The 19,604-nt window shown below is 37.3% G+C and carries 20 protein-coding genes; 12 read left to right on the top strand and 8 right to left on the bottom strand.

Annotation, left to right across the window (positions count from 1 at the left end; genetic code table 11):
* The first annotated feature begins 4 nt into the window (after positions 1–4).
* Both EI546_RS09235 and EI546_RS09230 read left to right on the top strand, forming a co-directional pair.
* Positions 5–235: an RES family NAD+ phosphorylase gene (locus EI546_RS09235; RefSeq protein ID WP_128250274.1), complete on the top strand. Its 231-nt coding sequence runs from the start codon at positions 5–7 to the stop codon at positions 233–235.
* A 19-nt stretch (positions 236–254) separates the two neighbouring features.
* Positions 255–1,799, top strand: coding sequence for a carbon-nitrogen hydrolase family protein (locus EI546_RS09230; protein WP_128250273.1), 1,545 nt, complete (start codon positions 255–257; stop codon positions 1,797–1,799).
* On the opposite strand, the gene radA is transcribed toward EI546_RS09230, so the two are convergent.
* From radA to panC, 5 genes are all read right to left on the bottom strand, one after another.
* Positions 1,800–3,164, bottom strand: coding sequence for a DNA repair protein RadA (gene radA, locus EI546_RS09225; protein WP_128250272.1), 1,365 nt, complete (start codon positions 3,162–3,164; stop codon positions 1,800–1,802). It abuts the gene before it with no gap.
* A 180-nt stretch (positions 3,165–3,344) separates the two neighbouring features.
* On the bottom strand, positions 3,345–4,493 hold the full coding sequence (locus EI546_RS09220) for an alpha/beta hydrolase-fold protein (RefSeq protein WP_128250271.1): 1,149 nt from the start codon (positions 4,491–4,493) through the stop codon (positions 3,345–3,347).
* A 72-nt stretch (positions 4,494–4,565) separates the two neighbouring features.
* The gene (locus EI546_RS09215) at positions 4,566–5,537 is read right to left on the bottom strand and encodes a lysylphosphatidylglycerol synthase transmembrane domain-containing protein (RefSeq protein ID WP_240673090.1); all 972 of its coding nucleotides are present in this window, start codon (positions 5,535–5,537) and stop codon (positions 4,566–4,568) included.
* An 11-nt stretch (positions 5,538–5,548) separates the two neighbouring features.
* Positions 5,549–5,899: an aspartate 1-decarboxylase gene (gene panD, locus EI546_RS09210; RefSeq protein WP_128250270.1), complete on the bottom strand. Its 351-nt coding sequence runs from the start codon at positions 5,897–5,899 to the stop codon at positions 5,549–5,551.
* A 12-nt stretch (positions 5,900–5,911) separates the two neighbouring features.
* Positions 5,912–6,778: a pantoate--beta-alanine ligase gene (gene panC / locus EI546_RS09205; protein ID WP_128250269.1), complete on the bottom strand. Its 867-nt coding sequence runs from the start codon at positions 6,776–6,778 to the stop codon at positions 5,912–5,914.
* Between the two features lie 161 nt (positions 6,779–6,939).
* Between panC and EI546_RS09200 the strand changes: the two genes are divergently transcribed.
* The 5 genes from EI546_RS09200 to EI546_RS09180 all read left to right on the top strand — a co-directional run bounded on the left by EI546_RS09200 (position 6,940) and on the right by EI546_RS09180 (position 13,462).
* Positions 6,940–7,749, top strand: coding sequence for a glycogen/starch synthase (locus tag EI546_RS09200; RefSeq protein WP_128250268.1), 810 nt, complete (start codon positions 6,940–6,942; stop codon positions 7,747–7,749).
* 20 nt (positions 7,750–7,769) lie between these two features.
* Positions 7,770–9,314: a DUF4270 domain-containing protein gene (locus tag EI546_RS09195; protein WP_128250267.1), complete on the top strand. Its 1,545-nt coding sequence runs from the start codon at positions 7,770–7,772 to the stop codon at positions 9,312–9,314.
* A gap of 5 nt (positions 9,315–9,319) precedes the next feature.
* A complete protein-coding gene (gene glmS, locus EI546_RS09190) occupies positions 9,320–11,167 on the top strand; it encodes a glutamine--fructose-6-phosphate transaminase (isomerizing) (protein ID WP_128250266.1) in 1,848 nt (615 codons plus the stop codon).
* Between the two features lie 677 nt (positions 11,168–11,844).
* On the top strand, positions 11,845–12,567 hold the full coding sequence (locus EI546_RS09185) for a sulfotransferase-like domain-containing protein (RefSeq protein ID WP_128250265.1): 723 nt from the start codon (positions 11,845–11,847) through the stop codon (positions 12,565–12,567).
* A 1-nt stretch (position 12,568) separates the two neighbouring features.
* The gene (locus tag EI546_RS09180; protein ID WP_128250264.1) at positions 12,569–13,462 is read left to right on the top strand and encodes an aminotransferase class IV; all 894 of its coding nucleotides are present in this window, start codon (positions 12,569–12,571) and stop codon (positions 13,460–13,462) included.
* 16 nt (positions 13,463–13,478) lie between these two features.
* On the opposite strand, the gene EI546_RS09175 is transcribed toward EI546_RS09180, so the two are convergent.
* The 3 genes from EI546_RS09175 to ahcY all read right to left on the bottom strand — a co-directional run bounded on the left by EI546_RS09175 (position 13,479) and on the right by ahcY (position 16,581).
* The gene (locus tag EI546_RS09175; RefSeq protein ID WP_128250263.1) at positions 13,479–14,627 is read right to left on the bottom strand and encodes a methionine aminotransferase; all 1,149 of its coding nucleotides are present in this window, start codon (positions 14,625–14,627) and stop codon (positions 13,479–13,481) included.
* Complete coding sequence (locus EI546_RS09170) at positions 14,620–15,090, bottom strand: very short patch repair endonuclease (protein ID WP_128250262.1); 471 nt, start codon at positions 15,088–15,090, stop codon at positions 14,620–14,622. The genes EI546_RS09175 and EI546_RS09170 overlap by 8 nt, the downstream gene beginning before the upstream one ends.
* Before the next feature lie 174 nt (positions 15,091–15,264).
* Positions 15,265–16,581, bottom strand: a complete 1,317-nt coding sequence (ahcY, locus tag EI546_RS09165) for an adenosylhomocysteinase (protein ID WP_128250261.1) — start codon at positions 16,579–16,581, stop codon at positions 15,265–15,267.
* Positions 16,582–16,685: 104 nt separating this feature from the next.
* Here ahcY and EI546_RS09160 point away from each other — a divergent pair, with 104 nt between their 5' ends.
* The 5 genes from EI546_RS09160 (at position 16,686) to EI546_RS09140 (ending at position 19,598) form a co-directional block, all read left to right on the top strand.
* Entirely contained in the window at positions 16,686–17,318 is a 633-nt protein-coding gene (locus tag EI546_RS09160) for a 4'-phosphopantetheinyl transferase family protein (RefSeq protein WP_128250260.1), read from the top strand.
* Between the two features lie 6 nt (positions 17,319–17,324).
* On the top strand, positions 17,325–18,041 hold the full coding sequence (locus EI546_RS09155; RefSeq protein WP_128250259.1) for a phosphoglycerol geranylgeranyltransferase: 717 nt from the start codon (positions 17,325–17,327) through the stop codon (positions 18,039–18,041).
* Positions 18,042–18,167: 126 nt separating this feature from the next.
* Positions 18,168–18,428, top strand: coding sequence for a thiamine-binding protein (locus EI546_RS09150; RefSeq protein ID WP_128250258.1), 261 nt, complete (start codon positions 18,168–18,170; stop codon positions 18,426–18,428).
* Positions 18,412–19,050 carry a nicotinamide riboside transporter PnuC gene (pnuC, locus tag EI546_RS09145; RefSeq protein WP_128250257.1) on the top strand — a complete coding sequence of 213 codons (639 nt, stop codon included), beginning with the start codon at positions 18,412–18,414 and terminating at the stop codon, positions 19,048–19,050. Before EI546_RS09150 ends, pnuC begins: the two co-directional genes overlap by 17 nt.
* Entirely contained in the window at positions 19,047–19,598 is a 552-nt protein-coding gene (locus EI546_RS09140) for an AAA family ATPase (RefSeq protein WP_128250256.1), read from the top strand. Before pnuC ends, EI546_RS09140 begins: the two co-directional genes overlap by 4 nt.
* Positions 19,599–19,604 lie beyond the last annotated feature (6 nt).

Genomic DNA, 19,604 nt, shown 5'->3' with positions numbered 1-19,604 from the left:
AGTTTTGGATGATGATAAGTTGGATGAAAACTGGAATGTCAATCCTCCTGTAACAAGTACCCAACTAGTAGGGGATCTATTTGTCAAAAGTGCAGTAAGTTCTCTATTAAAGATTCCCTCTACTTTGGTCAAGGGTAATTGTAATTATTTGGTAAACCTGAGACATCCAGAGGCAAACAAGCTTAAGATTATTGAAATTGTAGAATTTCCTTTTGATAAAAGGATTTTCAAATAAAGATTGATTCCCAAATTATATGGATCCGAAGAAAATTGAAAATATAGAGCTCAAATTTTTGACTCTAAAAGACTATAAGGCTTTAAAAAAAGCCACTATCCAGTCTTATGGAGGTATGCCGAATAGCTATTGGAAGATGAACGAGATTGGGAATCTTATTGAGATTTTTCCAGAGGGGCAGGTATTGATAATGGCAGACGGCGAAATTGCCGGTTGTGCGCTTTCAATTATCGTGGACTTTGATGAATTGGGGGAAAAACATACCTATAAGGATGTAACTGAAGATCCTAATTTCGAGGTTCATGACCCGGAGGGTGATGTACTTTATGGAATAGACGTTTTCATTCGACCAGATTTTAGGGGGTTAAGGCTCGGACGAAGGTTATATGATTATAGGAAAGAACTTTGCGAGAATCTTAATCTAAAGAGCATCGTTTTCGGTGGAAGAATGCCAAACTACCATTTGTATTCCGATAAGCTTTCTCCTAAACAATATATAGAGAAGGTAAAGCGCAAACAGATTGATGATCCTGTGCTTAACTTTCAAATTTCAAATGATTTTCATCCTGTTCGGGTTCTGAAAGGTTATTTGGAGGGAGATAGAGCCTCTGGGGAGTTCGCGGTTTTGATGGAATGGGATAATATTTATTATACCAAACCCGTAAAAAAACCTAAACCTACAGCAATAAAGAGTGTGGTGCGTCTTGGATTGATCCAATGGCAAATGCGTAGCTATGCCGGAATGGAGGATTTGATGCATCAAGCAGAATATTTTATAGATAGTGTCGCTGGTTATCGCTGTGATTTTGCCATGTTTCCGGAATTTTTTAATGCCCCGCTTATGGCCGAATACAACCATATGAGTGAGGCAGACGCTATTCGTGAGCTCGCCCAGCATACCAAAGAAATTACAGAGCGCATGTCCCAACTTTCCATTTCATATAATATAAATATCATTACGGGAAGTATGCCGGAAATTGTACGCGGCAAACTGTATAATGTAGGTTACCTCTGTCGTCGGGACGGAAGTGTGGAGCGGTTTGAAAAAATTCACGTTACCCCGGATGAAGAGAGAGTATGGGGTATGCTTAATGGAAATGCCCTGAAAACTTTTAATACCGATTGCGGTAAGATTGGAGTTCTTATTTGTTATGACGTAGAGTTCCCCGAACTTTCTCGACTACTTTCTGATGAAGGAATGGATATACTATTTGTCCCATTTCTTACCGATACCCAAAATGGTTATTCACGAGTTCGCTTATGCGCTCAAGCAAGAGCTGTGGAAAATGAATGTTATGTTGCCATTGCGGGAAGTGTTGGGAATCTTCCCAAGGTGCATAATATGGACATTCAATATGCACAGTCGGCGGTATTTACACCTTGTGATTTTTCATTTCCGAATAATGGCATAAAAGCGGAAGCCACGCCGAATACTGAAATGATTTTGGTTGCAGACGTCGATATTGACCTGCTTCGGGAATTACACACATTTGGAGCAGTACGCAACCTGAAAGATAGAAGAAAAGATTTCTATAGATTGGAACGTGTTAAAAAGAATGCTTGATTATCCAAATAGATGACGTACAACATCATGTACTTTGGCTACTTTTATAATGTTTATTCCATAAGTTCCGGGAACTTTACAATATTTGGAAATTATAATAGAAGTAAATCCTAATTTTTCCGCCTCTAGGATTCTTTGATCAACTCGGGTAACCGGTCTTATTTCTCCGGCCAATCCCACTTCCGCTGCAAAACACATCCGTTTGTCTATGGCGATATCTATATTTGAGGATAGTACCGCTGCTACTACTGCCAAATCGATTGCAGGATCGTCCACAGTTATTCCACCGGTAATATTTAAAAACACATCCTTTGCCCCTAATTTGAAACCAGCACGTTTTTCTAATACGGCTAATATCATATTGAGTCTTTTGGCATTGTAGCCAGTTGCACTACGTTGGGGCGTTCCGTAAACCGCTGTACTTACCAGTGCCTGGATTTCTATCATTAGCGGGCGCATTCCTTCCAAGGTCGCTGATATTGCCGTGCCACTTAAGTCCTCCTCATTTTTTGAGATCAGAATTTCTGAGGGGTTGGAAACTTCACGAAGCCCACTTCCTTGCATCTCGTAAATGCCAAGTTCATTGGTGCTACCAAATCTATTTTTATTGGCTCGTAAAATTCGGTATATATGGTTTCGGTCTCCTTCAAACTGCAAAACCGTATCTACCATATGCTCCAAAATTTTTGGACCTGCTATATTCCCATCTTTGGTAATATGCCCTATTAAGATGACAGGAGTAGCGGTTTCCTTAGCAAATTTTATCAACTCTGCAGCAGTTTCTCTTATTTGTGAAATACTTCCTGCAGTACTCTCGATAGAATCCGTATGAAGAGTCTGTATAGAATCTACCACTACAATATCAGGTTCAAGTTCTTCTATTACTCGAAAAATATTTTGGGTTTTAGTTTCCGTGAGAATGTAACAATTCTCAGAGATTGGTTGAATTCGCTCCGCCCGCATTTTTATTTGCTGTGCGCTTTCTTCACCGGAAATATATAATGTTTTATAAGGAAGTTGAAGGGCTATCTGGAGCATTAAAGTACTTTTTCCAATTCCTGGCTCTCCGCCCAAAAGAGTTAATGACCCAGGTACCAGTCCACCGCCCAGGACTCTATTTAATTCATGATTTTGCGTATTGAGCCGTGTTTCAGCTTGGGAAGAAATTTCCGATATCTTTTGTGGTTTTGAAATGCGTCTGCTTGATGGTGATGGATCCAGCGTTTTCCAACTTACTTTTTCAGGCTTTTGTAGTACTTCCTCTGCAATTGTATTCCATTCCTTACACGAGCTGCATTGACCCTGCCATTTTGAAAATTGAGCGCCACAGTTTTGGCAGAAAAAGGTAGTTTTAGTTTTAGCCAATGGATCTGTTTAAAGAATCTTTGTAATGCAAAATTACATGTTCTTTTGAAAGAAGTCGCTTCTTAATTTTTTTTCTATTGTCTTTACCGAAAATCCCAAGATAGTTGGAAGAAGTTAAAAAACAAGGCGAATTAAAAGTAAAGAAAATAATGGAGAAAGAGGATCTATAATACTTTGAAGTTAATAGCCGAAATCTTTTTTAATCTCGGCGGCCCGGTCCAGCATTTTATCGACAGTAATATAATCGACATCCTCTTTGTCAAATCCGTTTTGGTAACTGCGCATGGCCTTTTTTGGATTGCCGGTAGCCTCATAATAACGACCAAGAAAATAATCACCCAAAACGTTATTGGGATATTGTTTTTTTGCCAACTCTGCAATTTCTCTCAAGGCGTCCCATTTTTTTCTTTTCTCTGCAGCCGTGGCAGTTGCCAGAAAATCTGACACTCGTATTTTATCGGTCAAGCCGAAAAGATTTTCTATGGCGTCATATTTATTCTCCAAATAATCCACAATATGAGTATCGTCTTTTAGTAGAACATCTGCGAATTCTTCTTGGGTAATCGGTCTATAAACAGAAAATATTTTATCCAGCGCAAAGGGTATGGCTTTAGCGACCAAAGAATAATGGGTAGCTCCTTCAAAATTGTCATAGGAATAATGGAAGGAATTGCTTTTTATACCTTTAAGTTTAAGGTTTAAGCTTTCTGCAGCCGTGTGCAATCCCTTTAGATCGTCGCTCCCAGTTGCAAGATAATAAAATATTTTTTCCTGAATAGTGGGAATTCTTTCCGCCAATCTCTCTTGCATTTGAGGTGCCAGATCAGGACTTAGAACAATATAACCGTTCAATAAAGGGGGACTTTTAAATAAGTAATAATTTAGGAAATTGGCAGTGAAATCATGACCAATGCCTACAATAAATTTAGCTGTACGATATTTTTTGTCGATGTAAGGCATAAGCTCCAGGCCAAGAAATTCGAAAAAATTTTCTCCTTGTCCGGATGGGAAATATGTGTTGGAGTCATAGGAACAGTCTTCGTAACGGCTATTTCCTTGCATAACACCAACTACAATAGCTTCCGGCATATCTTCCCAATAACTGGAGTAATCTACAATTCCTGCCACTGGTTCAAAAAGGTAATCTGCATCCAGTACTAAAATTATTGGATAGGTTTTATCTTTATTGGTTTCATAATTTCTTGGGAGCTGAATTTTTAATTTACGGGTTGTACCTAACTTATCGGATTTAATTTGATCATAAATAACCTGAGAAATGGAAATCTGACTTATAAGACAAATAAATCCGAATAACATAATGTTTTTCATGTTCGGTTGACTTTTTATTGTTTAAATATAGTAAAATTTATTATTTCATAATATTTTATGAAAAATAAATCACTAGGTCCTATTTGTGGGCTTATTATATACAGGTAAGAGCACTAGGGATATTATGCCAAAAAGGATAATGGAGGAGATATTTGAGACCCATACAATCCATCCAAAAGCAACCCCAGCGGTTTTGACTATTCCAAAAATCGTCAATATACCAGCCATTGCAGCGGGATAAGTTCCAAAACCACTATTTGTGAAAGCGATGGTGAAACTGCCCACTACGAATGCAATAATAGCTGTACCAATGGGGATAACGGAAGTTTCGGGTAAAGATTGTAGGGCAGTATAAAAAGAAAGTAAGTAAAGAGACCAAATAATTAGGGATTGTGCAAAGAACGAAGCCTTGCGGCGCATTGTTAAAATACTGAAAATACCTTCTTTTAATCCAATAATAAAGTCTTTGAGCTTTCTATTAATATTAGATTGAGAGAAAACAATGTATGCCGGAATTAGAATACCGATCACAAGTATTCCCAGTAACAGAATATAGAGAGCATAGGTTGGTATTCGTTCAAGAACAAATTCGTATAGAATATCAAATTGAATAATTAGTGCAATAATTGTGAAGACTAAAAGAAAAATTAAATCCACGATCCTTTCAGAAATGATTGTACCAAAACCTTTTTGAAACGGAACGTCTTCATATTTATCGAGAACAATGGCTCTGGAAACCTCCCCGCTCTTGGGGATAAAGATGTTCATCAAATACGCCACTGAAATGGCCATAAAATTATTGACCAATTTTGTCTTATAGCCTAAAGGCTCCAACATTAAATTCCACCTATGCGCGCGGATTATGTGGCTAAGAATACTCAAGACCACGGAAATGGCCACAAACCCATAATTTGCATCAGAGAAATATTTTTTGGTCTGCTCAAGCTGAGTAGGAGTGAAGGATTGATAGATGTACCAAATTAAGAAAATCCCTAGTCCTAAAGGAATAGTGATTTGCAGAAATTTGGAGAGATGTCGATTCAAATCAGTTCAAATCAGTGAAGCAGGTTGGTGTTTTCGTCGGGAAAGACCAGGGCGGGTTTAAAGGATTTTGCCTCTTCAAAATCCATGATAGCATAACAGATAAGGATAAGTACATCGCCTGGTGCAACAAGTCGAGCAGCCGCACCATTTAAGGTGATCTCACCGCTGTTTCTAGGTCCAGGAATAACATAGGTTTCCAAACGCGCACCGTTGTTGTTGTTTACAACTTGAACTTTTTCACCTTCAATTATATTGGCGGCATCCATCAAATCTTCATCAATAGTAATGCTTCCTATATAATTTAGGTCTGCACCTGTGACTTTTACCCTATGGATTTTAGATTTTACTACGTGTACTTGCATGCGGCAAAGGTATTAATTTAGAGACATATTATCGATTAATCTAACATCGCCTAGAAAAGCGGCAATGAATGCTCTGTAATTTATGTCGTTCTTCTTTTGTTTCAAAGGTTTTAGATTTTTTTCGTTAACGATTTCGAAATATTCCAGTTCAATATTCGGATCACGCAAAAATCGTTCCACGACAAGTTTTTCCAATTCTTCAATGGAATGTGTGTCAAACTTTTCGCGCACTTCACTAAGGGTTTTGAATATTATTGTGGCACCCTCCTTTTGTTTAGGGCTTAGTCGTTCATTTCTCGAACTCATTGCAAGTCCATTTTCTTCTCTCATAATAGAGCATCCAATAATTTCAACAGGAATGCTTTCAATTTGTACCAGTTTCCTTACAATTTGAAGTTGCTGAAAATCCTTTTCACCAAAATAGGCCCTGTCAGGATTTATAATTTCAAAGAATTTGGTCAATACCGTCCCCACTCCATCAAAATGTCCTTTCCTATGTTTGCCCTCCATTTCATTTTCAAGGCCCTCAAAATCATAGTGGATTGAAACTGCGTGATCGCCATAAATATCAGAGATCTGGGGTAAATAGACCACCAAATCATCATTAACACCATTCAGAAGAGAAAGATCTTTTTCCGTGTTGCGTGGATATTTTTCGAGGTCTGTAATATTGTTGAACTGAGTAGGATTCACAAAAATACTGATCACGACAATATCATTTTCTTTCAACGCTTTTTCCACTAAAGACAAGTGTCCGGGATGCAACGCGCCCATGGTTGGCACAAAACCAATTTTATTGATTTTATTTTTTTGGCCATTTTTTTTTCTCCTTTCAGACAAGGCCTTTATTAAGGTTTCCTTTGTGGTATATATCACCATAAAAACGTTTTAAGAGCGTGCGAAATTAATATATTCAAGGCAATCTGCATAAAATTTCGTAATTTTGCGTGTTTTTAATCCTTTATGGCTTTCCATATTTGCGATTAAATGCCTAAAAGTTAGGTATATTCCTTGTTAATCAATTAGTTAAAAAAATATACATGAAAGATAAGAGAGTCTTATATGTGTCTTCTGAGGTAATTCCCTACCTTCCGGAGACTGAGATTTCTTCAATGTCGTTTGAAGCCCCTAGAATGATCAACAGTACCGGAGGACAAATCCGGATATTTATGCCTCGCTACGGTAATATTAACGAACGTAGGCATCAGTTGCACGAAGTAATTAGGTTATCGGGTATGAATTTGGTAATCAATGATATGGACATGCCATTGATTATTAAGGTTGCTTCTATTCCGAAAGAGCGTATTCAAGTTTACTTTATAGATAATGATGATTATTTTAAGCGAAAAGCTACTTATGCAGATGAAGAAGGAAATTTTTATAAGGACAATGACGAACGCGCAATATTTTTTGCCAAGGGAGTAATTGAAACCGTAAAAAAGCTCAATTGGGCACCAGACGTAATTCACGTTCATGGATGGCTTGCTTCATTTTTACCATTATACCTACGTAAATATTACGAAAGTGAGCCTTTATTTGAAAATAGCCGCATTGTTACCTCGGTCTTTAGTAAAGGATTTGAGGGGGTTTTAGGAGAAAGTACCATTGAAAAACTCCGATTCGATGCTATTGATGAAGCTGCTATCGCAGATTTGGAAAATCCTGATTATTTCAATTTAATGAAGGTGGCAATCGAAAATTCAGACGCAGTCATCATAGGGTCCGAAGATATTTCTGAGGAGCTAAATACTTTTATCGATTCGTTAAGCAAGCCGGTGTTAAAATATCATAAAATAGAAGATTTTTCCCAAGCATATCTAGACTTTTACCGCGACGAAGTTTTAAAATAATTTCACTTACATTTTTAAGTATGACCTTAATAAAATTGTTGCCAAGGGCCTTCGCAATTCTGTTTGCTTTTGTGGTCTTTATTTCCTGTCAACAGGATCCGAGTACTATTGGTTCGGAAATTTTGGGAACCGAAGCTCCTAACGGAATTTTAGATGATTCCCAAACAGTTATAGCCTACAGCAGAAAATTGTCGCCGGTACAAACCAATCGTCTTCCTGGATACCAGTTGGGAGTTTACAAAGATCCAGTTTATGGAAAATCAAGCGTAAGCCTTCTTTCACAAATTAAGCTAGAAACAAACGACCCAAAATTTGGCAATGACGCCAAGGTGGATAGTGTTTTTGTTTACATTCCTTATTTCAGTAAAGCTACTGTTGAGGATAGTACTACCACTTATACGCTTGACTCTATTTATGGGAGTGCCCCCATAAATATTACCATTTTCGAATCTAAATATTTCCTAAGGGATTTAGATCCAGAGACCGGTTTTGAAAAAGTTCAGCCTTACTACAGTAACCAGGGACCGCTCTTCGAAAGTTATTTGGGTGAGCAATTGGCGAGCGTGGAAAATTTTATTCCATCTCCAGCGGGTTATATTCTACGTGAAGGGGAAGAAGATGAATCGAAACTGGCACCTGGTCTAAGAATTGCTTTGCCAAAGGAATTTTTTCAAGAGAGGATAGTTGATAAAGAGGGTTCGCAAGATCTTCTTAATAATAACAACTTCAAAAATTATTTACGAGGTCTTTATTTTCAAGTGAATTCTCCTACAAACGATGGGAGTCTTTTTATTTTTGATGTCAGTAAGGCTTATGTGCAAATTCATTATACAAATGTAAAGGAAGAGGAACCTGAAGAACGGATTTATAAAACTTTTAAGCTTAGTTTGGGGGATATTACTGTAAATACCTTTGAGAACGAACCGCTGCCACAATTTATTCAGACTGCTCTAGAAAATCCCGATACAATTATGGGGAATGAAAATCTATATTTAAGAGGTGGTGATGGAATTATCTCGATAGTGGAGTTATTTGGACCGGACAGCGACAACAATGGCGTAGCCGATCAATTGGAAATGCTTCGGGATAAAAAATGGCTTATAAACGAGGCAAATTTAATTTTCTATGTCAATAGAGATTTGATGGTTCAAGGCGGTAATGAACCGGATAGAATAATGATCTACGACCTTAAAAACAGTAATGTGTTGGTGGACTACCTAATGGACAGCACAAACGGTCTGCCCGCTGCGGATGCGATGTCGAACCACTTGGGTAAGCTAGAAAAAGATAGTGATGGTAAAGGCAAATACTATAAAATAAGGATTACAAATCACATCAGTAACTTGATTAATAAAGATAGTACAAACGTACCTTTAGGAATCGTTGTTTCTCATAATGTAAAAAACCGAACCACCCAAAAACTTTTAAATCCGCAAGATCCGAGCATTGAAGAAGTGCCATCGAGTGAAGTTTTATCTCATAAGGGCACGATTCTTTATGGAAATTCTTCAGCAAATACCGAAAAGAAACTGAAACTTCAAATTTATTATACAAAACCAGAATAACGAGTATGTGTGGAATTGTTGGTTATATAGGTCAAAGAGATGCTTATCCTATTATCCTTAAAGGCTTAAAGCGCTTGGAATATAGAGGGTATGACAGTGCTGGAATTGCGCTTTATGATGGTGAGGATATTCAGCTTTGCAAAACAAAGGGCAAGGTTGCCGATCTTGAAAAGAAAGCAGAAAAGGAAATTTCACGAAAGGGCAATTTGGGAATTGGACACACGCGATGGGCCACCCACGGAGTTCCGAATGATGTAAATAGCCATCCCCACTATTCAAACAGTGGCGATTTGGTACTTATTCATAATGGTATTATTGAAAATTACGATTCCCTTAAACAGGAATTGCTCAACCGCGGTTATACTTTTAAGTCCGAAACCGATACAGAAGTATTGGTAAATCTGATAGAAGATGTTCAGAAAAAAGAAAATGTAAAGCTTGGAAAAGCAGTTCAAATAGCATTAAACCAAGTAGTTGGTGCGTATGCTATCGCACTTTTCGACAAGAAAAAACCAGACGAAATTGTAGTCGCTAAACTGGGGAGTCCCTTAGCTATCGGTGTAGGAGATGACGAATTTTTTGTCGCCAGTGATGCTTCCCCATTTATTGAGTTTACCAATAACGCCATCTATCTTGAAGATGAAGAAATGGCCGTTATTCGTCTCGGTAGAGAGGTGAGGGTTCGAAAAATCAAAGACGATCAATTAGTGGCTCCATATATTCAGGAGCTTCAACTCAATCTTGAGCAAATTGAAAAAGGTGGCTATGATCACTTTATGCTTAAAGAAATACACGAACAACCTTCTGTTATAAAAGATACTTATCGCGGACGTTTGCACGCAGATGATGGAATTCTTAGGCTGGGCGGTTTGGAAAATCATATCGAAAAGTTTCTCAATGCCGATCGTATCATTATCGTAGCTTGCGGAACTTCATGGCATGCTGGTTTGGTTGCAGAATATTTTATCGAAGATTTTACTCGCATTCCTGTTGAAGTTGAATATGCTTCTGAATTCCGATATCGAAATCCTATTATTTCAGAAAAGGATGTGATTATTGCTATTTCACAAAGTGGAGAGACTGCCGATACCTTAGCTGCCATAAAATTAGCCAAACAGAAAGGGGCGTTTGTTTATGGAGTTTGTAATGTTGTAGGTTCTTCCATTTCACGAGAAACAGATAGTGGAACCTATACTCATGCAGGCCCTGAAATTGGTGTGGCCAGTACAAAAGCTTTTACAACTCAAATTACTGTTCTTACGATGATTGCCCTCCGCTTGGCAAAAGCAAAGGGAACCATAAGCCATAGTGATTTTGTTAGATATCTACATGAGCTGGAACTAATTCCAACTCACGTAGAAAAGGCCTTACAGACGGAAGATGAGATAAAAGAGATTGCATCTGTATTTATGAATGTGCGTAACTTCCTTTATTTGGGAAGGGGTTATAATTTCCCTGTCGCTTTGGAAGGAGCCTTAAAATTAAAAGAAATTTCATATATCCACGCCGAGGGATATCCTGCTGCAGAAATGAAACACGGCCCCATCGCACTTATCGATGAATCTATGCCCGTCGTGGTTATTGCAATTAAAAGTGACCATTATGAAAAAGTTGTAAGCAACATTCAAGAGATAAAGGCCAGAAAAGGAAAGATTTTGGCGGTTGTTTCTGAAGGTGATAAAACTGTAAGGGAAATGGCAGACTATGTAATGGTGGTACCACATACACCTGAGGCCTTAAGTCCCTTGGTTACGACCATCCCGCTACAACTTCTTTCTTATCATATTGCTGTAATGCTTGGTCGAAATGTTGATCAGCCCAGAAACCTTGCCAAATCGGTTACAGTGGAATAATTCAGCTAGAGTTCTATAATTACGGTTCTGAAAATAAATTCGGCAATCCTACGGAACTTTAAAATTCTGTTTTGGTTGCCGTTTTCATTATTTATATGTTCCTGTGTCCCTTTAAAAGTAGCTCCAAAAATAAAAGGGTCAAAGGTTTATGAAGGTAAGAAATTCAAAAAGAATTTACTAAGGATCCTAAGGGAGAGAATAAGTTTTATAAATTAATAAATGCCAAGTTCAATACCTATTACGATATTTTGGGTGGGAATTTGTCAATTATTCTTGGGAAAAAGAATATCTTTTTAGTTTCCACGAAGAAAGAGAAACAAAGATTATAAAATTAATGTCCATCGCAGTACATGCGATATTGGAGGATAAAGGTTACCAGCTATTAAGCAGAAACTGAGATTTACAGGACGTGAACTTGATATATTGCTATTACCATATATGATAATAATTTTGGGGATATGCTTAAAACCGGTAATCCTGATTACCCAAATATTCTTAAATATTTGGACCAACTAAGAAACGAACATCTCTACACGACCAATTATTTAGAAATTTCGTTGAAGAATCCCAATGGTTAGCATTCATCATACCGCCATTATTATCTTAATCTATGAATCATCAGGTTATTCCTTACCTTCCTTTTGCTTATACTGAATAAAAATCTTTAATTTTCAGAAATGAAAGTCATAAACCTCATTTCTGGACCTCGAAATCTTTCCACTGCATTCATGTATTCTTTTGCTCAGCGCATGGATACGAACGTTTTGGATGAACCGTTTTATGGGTATTATTTGCTTAATGCAATTCTTGAAAATCCACATCCATCGCAAGAAGAAATTTTGAAAACAATGGAATTGAATCCGAATCGAGTGGTTGAAAATATAAATTCACTTTCAAAAGATAATAATGTTTTCGTAAAAGGGATGGCACACCATTATTTAATGGATGAACCGAGATTTATTTTGAACTGGCAGAATGTATTGCTCATTCGACATCCCAAAAAACTGATAGCTTCCTTTGCCAAAGTAATTCATTCACCCACTTTGGATGATATAGGAATTAAGAAAGCTTCCGAATTATTTTTATTTCTGAAGAAGAATGGGAAAACACCAATAGTTATTGACAGCGACGAACTTCTGAAGAATCCTGAGAGCTATCTCAGGAAATTATGCTATATTCTAAATCTTACTTTTTCTGAGAAAATGCTCAAGTGGAAAAAGGGTGCAATTCCCGAAGACGGGATATGGGCAAAACATTGGTATAAAAATGTTCATAATTCCGAAGGGTTTGCAGTTCAAAAGAGCAGTTCGCAACCCTTACCCAATTATCTGGAACCTCTGCTTGAGCAGGCACTTCCATTTTATAATATTTTAAAGGATAACATTTTAAAAAACGACTGAGATGCTACAAAAATCAAATCCCCAAAACGACAATATTCAAGTTTTCATTAAAGATCAGCTCTATCCTCGTAAAGATGCTAAAATTTCGGTTTTTGACAGTTCAGTGCAAGGCGGGGATGCAGTTTGGGAGGGGCTTCGCGTTTATCCAGAGGGAGTAGTCTGCTTGGATAAGCATTTAACCCGTTTGCACGAATCCGCTAAAACTTTGGCGTTTGTTGATATTCCTTCCAAAGATTTTATAAAAGATGCGATAAGACAAACCTTAGATGCCAATGGGATGAACGATAATACCCATATTCGTCTTACTTTGACCCGTGGCGAAAAGATAACTAGCGGTATGGATCCAAGACTGAATCAAAGCGGGTCCTGTCTGATTGTTCTTGCAGAGTGGAAGCCGTTAGTCTATGATAACGACCACGGAATTAAAGTAATTAGTACAAGTCAACGTAGAAATGCGCCTCAATTTTTGGATAGTAAGATTCACCATAATAATCTGCTCAATAATATTATTGCCAAAATACAAGCAAATGTTGCCGGAAAGGATGCAGGATTAATGCTTGATGAACGTGGGTTTGTAGCCGAGTTAAATGGAAGTAATGTTTTTATGGTAAAACAAGGTAAAGTATTCACGCCTTTTGCACATGCTTGCCTACCAGGAATTACAAGAAATTCGGTAATGGAAATGTGTGATCGCGAAGGAATTTCCCTTGTAGAAGCAGACCTTTCGCTTTCTCAATTCTATAATGCTGATGGGGTTTTTGCCACGGGAACTATGGGCGAACTTACACCAATAGTTGAAATTGATGGACGGACTATTGCGAGAGATAACGAACTTCAGAAAAAAATAATTCGGCTTTACGAAAAGGAAGTACGTCAATTATGTGAAAAACCGTAAAGAGTTTTCACTTTAATTAAAGTCTAGGTAATTTTTTCAAAATGGCCGCTGCTTCTGCTAAGGTTTCATCTGTTTTCGCAAAACATACCCGTATTTGTTTGAAGTCGCTTCCGCCAACATTAAAGACAGAAGTTGGAATTGTTGCAATTTTGTACTCTTTTGTAAGCCGCTCGGCAAAAGCAATATCCCCCTCATCAGATATATCAGAAAAATCCAACATTTGGAAATAGGTTCCCTGCGACGGATTGATTTTAAACTTTGACCCCTTCATGAGATTAACAAAGAAATCACGTTTTTGTTGATAGAAATCTGGCAGTTTTAAATAGTAATTGGCATCTTTTAAATAGGTGGCAAAGGCTTTTTGGAAAGGATGGTTTACGCAGAAAACCACAAATTGGTGTACTTTTTGAAATTCTTTCATCAATTTTTCGGGAGCTGCGCAATAGCCCATTTTCCAACCGGTATTGTGAAATGTTTTTCCAAACGAAGCGGTAATAAAACTTCGATCTGCCAAAGCCTCAAATCTGGAAGCGCTTTGATGGGTGTTGCCGTCAAAAATTATGTGTTCGTAAACTTCATCACTTAAAACCAAAAGATTATTTTTTTCCACCAAATCCTGCAATTGGAGCATGTCTTCTTCGGAAAAGAGCATACCAGTTGGATTATGTGGACTGTTTATGATAATCATTTTGGTTTTGGAAGTAATCTTATCTGATACTTCCTGCCAGTCCACCCTAAAAAAAGGTGGTTTAAGTTGAATAGGGACTATCCTTCCTTGAAATAATTCTACCGTAGGTGCATAACAATCATAGGCGGGAGTGAAAATAATAACTTCGTCTCCTCTTTCAATTGTTGCTGCAATTATTGTAAAAATCGCTTGGGTGGCTCCTGCGGTGACTGTAATCTCTGTTTCAGGATTGTAAAAATGATTATGGAGATTTTCGATTTTTTTTGAGATTTCCATTCTCAGGTCAAAATCCCCGGCCATTGGAGCGTACTGATTAAATCCATCGCTCATTGCCTTGTCCACCAATGCATTTAGAGCTGGATCACTAGGGAAATTTGGAAATCCCTGAGATAGATTTAAAGCATGATGTTCGTGGGCCATTTTGCTCATTATGGCAAATATGGAAGTTTCGATATTGGGTAGTTTTGAATTAATCATTTTGTCCGGTATTTATATAAATCAATATATCATTAATGCATTTGTCTAAATTATGCTTTATTTCACTAGTCCAAAATCTAAAAACGGTATAGTTCATTTCTTCCAATTGTTTGTTCACTTCTTTATCGCGTTGCATATTTCTTTCAATCTTCGGAATCCAAAAGCCTCGATTGGTTTTTAAAGATTCTTTCCTTTCCGGCCAATTGTACCCATGCCAAAATTCGCCATCGATAAAAATCGCCAACTTATGCTTTTGAATGGAAACATCTGGCTTCCCCGGAATTTTTTTACTGTTTACACGATAGCGGATTCCTTTTCTCCAAAGGGCTTTTCTAAATAAAAGTTCCAGTTTCGGATTTTTACCACGGATCTTGCTCATCATCTTTGAGCGCTCTTTGGTAGTATAAAAACCGGATTCCTCGTTAAAACGGGGAACTTTTATTTTTTCTTCTTCATAATTCATACCTTAAAATATCAAGAATTTAAAATATCTCCAAATGAAGCTAGATATTTATCCTACTTTATAGATCAAAAAAAACCCTCATTCCAATTCATCGGAACAAGGGCATTTTAAATTTGCACTAGCATCTAGCATCTAGCATCTAGCATCTAGCATCTAGCATCTAGCATCTAGCATCTAGTATCTATAATACTCAGGCTTATAAGGCCCTTCAACAGTTACACCAATATATTCCGCTTGGTCTGGGCGAAGTTCAGTAAGCTCCACTCCAATTTTTTCCAAGTGAAGTTTTGCAACTTTTTCATCCAAATGTTTCGGAAGCATATAAACTTCGTTTTCATAGTTTTCACCATTTTTCCAAAGCTCGATCTGAGCTAAGGTTTGATTGGTAAAACTATTACTCATCACAAAACTTGGATGGCCTGTGGCACAACCTAAGTTTACCAAACGACCTTCCGCCAAAAGAATAATATCTTTTCCGTCTATGGTGTATTTATCAACTTGTGGTTTAATTTCTACGTGCGTATGTCCGTGGTTTTTCTTAAGCCAGGCAACTGCAATCTCATTGTCAAAATGCCCAATGTTACAAACAATTGTTTTGTCCTTCATCGCTTCAAAATGCTCTCCACGTACGATATCCTTATTACCCGTTGTTGTAATTACAATATCAGCATTGCCTACAACTGTTTCCAATTTCTTCACTTCAAAACCGTCCATTGCAGCTTGCAAAGCACAAATAGGATCTATTTCGGTTACGGTTACAATACTTCCGGCGCCTTTAAATGAAGCTGCGGTTCCTTTACCAACATCTCCGTAACCACAAACAACCACACGTTTTCCAGCAAGCATAACATCAGTCGCGCGACGAATTGCATCTACAGCACTTTCACGGCAGCCATATTTATTATCGAATTTACTTTTGGTAACGCTATCGTTAATGTTGATAGCAGGCATAGGTAAAGTTCCTTTTTTAACACGTTCATATAATCTGTGAACTCCAGTAGTGGTTTCCTCAGAAATACCTTTTACACCTTGAGCAAGTTCAGGATATTTATCCAAAACCATATTGGTAAGATCTCCTCCATCATCAAGAATCATATTTAGGGGCTTGCGGTCCTCACCAAAAAATAATGTTTGCTCAATACACCAATCAAATTCCTCTTCATTCATTCCTTTCCAAGCATAAACTGGAACTCCAGTTGCTGCAATAGCAGCAGCGGCGTGGTCTTGAGTAGAGAAAATATTGCAAGAACTCCAAGTAACTTCGGCTCCTAACGCAGTTAAAGTTTCAATTAATACTGCCGTTTGGATTGTCATATGCAAACAACCAGCGATGCGAGCACCTTTTAGCGGTTGTTCTTTCCCGTATTCTTCCCGCAGGCTCATAAGTCCTGGCATTTCTGCTTCGGCAAGTTCAATTTCTTTTCTTCCCCAATCTGCCAGAGAAATATCTTTTACTTTGTAAGCCGTATAAGGCGCTGTTTTCGTTGACATAAATCTTCTTTTTTATCCCCACATAGGTGGGAAACTCGTTGTTATTACCTAATTTTGATTTCTAATTTAAGTCTGCAAAAGTACATAATATCCCTCGGAATTCTATGCCCCTTTATAAAACTATAACAGTAAATGCCTCAACCAAAGTACTTATCTGGAAAATTGACGAATCCTTTGAAGAGCTTTCAGAAAATATCATTCTAACGGATAAATGTAAAAGTAGGGTGGAAAATATGAAAAGTGAAGTACATCGCTGTGCATTTATGAGTATTCGGAAATTAATGGCGATTGCAGGTTATACGGATCAAGATTTATACTATGACGAAAATGGGAAGCCGCACCTAACGGATTCCAATTATATTTCGATAACCCATTCCTTCAACTTTTCAGCAATTATTATAAGTGATAAGGACGTTGGTATCGATATTGAAAAGCAACGGCAAAAAATTCTTCGTATCGCCCATAAATTTACCCCAATAGAGGAATATCGAACTATCGCAAACGACGATGCATTGATACGGAAACTTACTATTGTTTGGTGTGCAAAAGAATCTCTTTATAAGAGTTTCGCAGAAAAGAGTGTCAGCTTTCTTCAAAATATCAATGTAGATGAATTTGATTTGGAGGACCTAAAAACTACTGCCACGGTAACTTATGCCGAGAAAAGGTTAACTTACAAAGTAGATTATTTGGAGTTTGAAGGTTTTACCTGTGCCTATGCACTAGTTTCTAACTAGGAATGAATGGAGAAATCATTTTATAAGGATATTTTAAAATTTGTGGCAAGTGGAGAAAAAATGCTTTCCATACTTATCGATCCCGATAAATTTGCCAATACAGAGGTTGAAACATTTCTAGGAAGGATCCCGAAACATACCACTCATCTTTTTATTGGTGGTAGTACGGTTGCAAATGGCGATACGGAAGAAACTGTAAGAGCATTAAAACAAAAAACGGATTTACCGCTATTTCTGTTTCCAGGAGATTATTCCCAAATAACATCCTTTGCTGATGTTCTTTTATTTCTCACCTTACTTTCTGGGCGTAATGCCGAATATTTGATCGGTCAACAAGTAAAATCAATTGCTAAACTAAAAAATACTTCTTTGGAGATTATACCGACAGGTTATATTTTAATCGATGGTGGGAATAGTTCCTCCGTATCTAAAGTAACTGCAACGGATCCCATATTACAAACTGAAGTTGAAACTATTGTCAATACCGCTCTAGCCGGAAAATATATGGGATCCAAACTTATCTATCTGGAAGCGGGGAGCGGTGCAAAATTTCCTATAAATCCTGAAATAATTTCAAAAGTAAAGGAAGCGATTGAAATTCCATTAATTGTAGGAGGAGGCATAAAGACGGAATCCCAAAAACAAGCAGCTTTTCAGGCGGGGGCTGATATGGTAGTTATGGGGACCATATTCGAAAGTATTATTTCCCCTCCAAGTAAATAACCCGTCACCTTGACCATTTCCATTTAAAATAAGATTCGCTTGTAAAAACTATTAGATGCAATTTTCTTGCAATATGAGACATCGAACAGATTTTAAAACTAGTAAATTTGATAAAAAATAAGTAGTATGAATATTTCAGTAGAACTTACCTTATCTCCTTTGCAAGACGATTGGGAGCCCGCAATTATCAATTTTATTAAAAGTTTGAGAAACTCAGGCCTAACGGTTTTAGAAAATCCATTGAGTACACAAATTTATGGTGAGTATGACGAAGTGATGAATTTGCTCCAAAAAGAAATGAAAATTGCTTTGGAAGCGGTGGAACGGGGGTTGCTTTATATAAAAATAGTAAAATCGGACCGGAGCGGGTATGAACCACATTTTTGATTGGTTTTTTTCTGAGTATCAAAATGTTCCAACATATATTGTTGTATTAGAAATTACCGCCGTATTTTTTGGATTACTGAGTGCATGGTTTTCCAAACAGGATAATATTTTAATTTATCCCACAGGTATTTTGAGCACCTCAATATTCGTATATCTTTTGGCAGTTTATGGATTGTTGGGCGACTTGGTTATTAATGCCTATTATTTTATAATGAGCATTTATGGATGGTATTTTTGGACCCGAAAAGTTGATGAGGAACATTTTACTCCCATCACTAGGACAACCTCCAAGGAAAAACAAATCGCCGTGATGATCTTTATTGGCACCCTCAATTTTATTTTTATTATTTATCAGATTTTTGATAAGTGGAACAGTTGGACTGCTTATGTGGACACACTGACAACGGCAATATTTTTTGTTGCCATGTGGCTATTGGCTCGGAAAAAACTTGAAAATTGGACATTATTGCTCATAGGAAATATTATTTCCTTCCCTTTATATTTTTATAAAGGATTAATATTTACTTCATTTCAATTTTTATTGTTGATTGTTATAGCAATTTTTGGTTACTACGCGTGGAAGAAAAATCTGAACAAACCCGAGAAAAGCTTATTGAATTGATTAAAGTTGTTCTATACGGACCTGAATCAACAGGAAAGACCACTTTGGCCAAACAATTGGCCGTTTATTACAATACTGAATGGGTTCCTGAATTTATGCGGGAATATTTGGAAGAGAAATGGGAAAGAGATAGAAAACTAGTTTCAAGAGAAGATTTGGTTCCTATAGCCAAAGGTCAGCTTGCTAGGGAAATGGAGGCTTCTTCAAAGGTGGATAAACTGCTTATATGCGACACAAACCTTCTAGAATTGAAAGTCTATTCTGAATATTACTATAATGGGTATTGTCCGGAGTTTATAGAAAACCAGGTAACCAATCTGTCTGCCGTGGAGGAAGATAATTATAGTATCTACCTGTTGACCTATATAGACATCCCCTGGGAAGCGGATATTTTGCGCGATCGTCCGCATAATAGGGAGGAAATGTTTCGTATTTTCGAAGCCGAATTAAAAAAGCAAGGTCTCCATTATAAGATTCTAAAAGGAAACGAAAAAGAAAGGTTTAATAAAGCAATTGAGATTATCGATGCCTTATTATTTAAACACTGAACTTCA

The organism is Aequorivita sp. H23M31, assembly GCF_004022485.1.
GTDB classification, from domain to species: Bacteria; Bacteroidota; Bacteroidia; order Flavobacteriales; family Flavobacteriaceae; genus Aequorivita; species Aequorivita ciconiae.
The sequence above is the reverse complement of the archived record's forward strand: the minus strand, read 5'-3'. Positions and strand labels throughout refer to the sequence as shown.

Excerpts from the sequence above, each read along its gene's own strand:
- EI546_RS09170 (WP_128250262.1), bottom strand. The coding sequence starts at position 15,090 with ATGAATTATGAAGAAGAAAAAATAAAAGTTCCCCGTTTTAACGAGGAA.
- EI546_RS09200 (WP_128250268.1), top strand. The coding sequence starts at position 6,940 with ATGAAAGATAAGAGAGTCTTATATGTGTCTTCTGAGGTAATTCCCTAC.
- EI546_RS09220 (WP_128250271.1), bottom strand. The coding sequence starts at position 4,493 with ATGAAAAACATTATGTTATTCGGATTTATTTGTCTTATAAGTCAGATT.
- EI546_RS09230 (WP_128250273.1), top strand. The coding sequence starts at position 255 with ATGGATCCGAAGAAAATTGAAAATATAGAGCTCAAATTTTTGACTCTA.
- EI546_RS09185 (WP_128250265.1), top strand. The coding sequence starts at position 11,845 with ATGAAAGTCATAAACCTCATTTCTGGACCTCGAAATCTTTCCACTGCA.
- EI546_RS09155 (WP_128250259.1), top strand. The coding sequence starts at position 17,325 with ATGGAGAAATCATTTTATAAGGATATTTTAAAATTTGTGGCAAGTGGA.
- ahcY (WP_128250261.1), bottom strand. The coding sequence starts at position 16,581 with ATGTCAACGAAAACAGCGCCTTATACGGCTTACAAAGTAAAAGATATT.
- EI546_RS09195 (WP_128250267.1), top strand. The coding sequence starts at position 7,770 with ATGACCTTAATAAAATTGTTGCCAAGGGCCTTCGCAATTCTGTTTGCT.
- EI546_RS09150 (WP_128250258.1), top strand. The coding sequence starts at position 18,168 with ATGAATATTTCAGTAGAACTTACCTTATCTCCTTTGCAAGACGATTGG.
- pnuC (WP_128250257.1), top strand. The coding sequence starts at position 18,412 with ATGAACCACATTTTTGATTGGTTTTTTTCTGAGTATCAAAATGTTCCA.
- panC (WP_128250269.1), bottom strand. The coding sequence starts at position 6,778 with ATGGTGATATATACCACAAAGGAAACCTTAATAAAGGCCTTGTCTGAA.
- EI546_RS09180 (WP_128250264.1), top strand. The coding sequence starts at position 12,569 with ATGCTACAAAAATCAAATCCCCAAAACGACAATATTCAAGTTTTCATT.
- EI546_RS09175 (WP_128250263.1), bottom strand. The coding sequence starts at position 14,627 with ATGATTAATTCAAAACTACCCAATATCGAAACTTCCATATTTGCCATA.
- glmS (WP_128250266.1), top strand. The coding sequence starts at position 9,320 with ATGTGTGGAATTGTTGGTTATATAGGTCAAAGAGATGCTTATCCTATT.
- panD (WP_128250270.1), bottom strand. The coding sequence starts at position 5,899 with ATGCAAGTACACGTAGTAAAATCTAAAATCCATAGGGTAAAAGTCACA.
- EI546_RS09160 (WP_128250260.1), top strand. The coding sequence starts at position 16,686 with ATGCCCCTTTATAAAACTATAACAGTAAATGCCTCAACCAAAGTACTT.